The sequence below is a fragment of the Azonexus hydrophilus genome, assembly GCF_905120355.1.
GTDB lineage: Bacteria > Pseudomonadota > Gammaproteobacteria > Burkholderiales > Rhodocyclaceae > Azonexus.
Map to the genome: position 1 here is coordinate 1 of NZ_CAJHOB010000052.1, position 833 is coordinate 833.

General features: G+C 63.3%; 1 protein-coding gene. It reads right to left on the reverse strand.

Features of this window, described 5'->3' with window-relative positions; genetic code table 11:
- Positions 1–833: hemagglutinin repeat-containing protein (locus JYJ39_RS13950; protein ID WP_205205262.1), on the reverse strand; the 833-nt coding region annotated here is incomplete at both ends.

Sequence of the window (833 nt, forward strand, 5' to 3'; positions counted from 1 at the left end):
CTGCTCTTGCTCTTGTGGTGCGCTTCCTGCATCAGCGCTTTCATCGCCTCGAAGGTGATGTCGCCGCCTGCGTCCAGCGTCAGGTCGTTGCCGCTACTTAGTTTTGCCGCCTGATAGCGTTGGTCGCCCAGGCTCGCCAGCACAATGTCGTTGCCCGCCTGGATGTCGCTGCCCGCCACCGTCACCGTCGTCACGTCGTCCAGGCGCATCGACTTCTTGCCGAGGCTGCCTTTCTTCTGCTTTTCGTAGAAGTGCCGGGTGAGTTCTTCGCCCGCCAAGAGCGATAGATCACGACCGGCGTAGAGGTAGGCGGAATCCTTCGCTTCGACTTGGCTCGCCGCCACCGTCAGATCGCGCCCCGCCAGCAGGGCAACGTTGCCGCCGGCCGTGAGTTCGGTGGCCTGCTGTTCAACGCGCAGGTCTTCGGCATTGACCTTCTTCTTGCTGCTCTTGTAGTGGTATTCGCTGTGTGCCACGTTGGCAGCGGAACTCAGGGTCACATCCCGCCCGGCGCTGAGCAGGGCGTCGCCGCCTGCGCTCACTCGGCTGGCGACGACCGTCAGGTCGTTGCCAGCCGTGATGTTCAGGTTGCCGCCCGCGCTGACTTCTGATCCCAGTTGCTGCACGCTGCTTGCTGACCACGCGTGCCGCTTGTCTTTCGTGCTGCGGCTGCTGCTGTCTTCCACTGCCGCAATCACGACGTCGTTGCCGGCGTTCAGGTTCAGGGTGTTGCCGGCAGTGAGTGCGCCGCCCAGGTTCACAATGTTCTGGCCGGCAGTGAGATTCAGATCGTGCGTGGCTTCGATGCGCGCCGCCGCGTCAATCACGTTGCC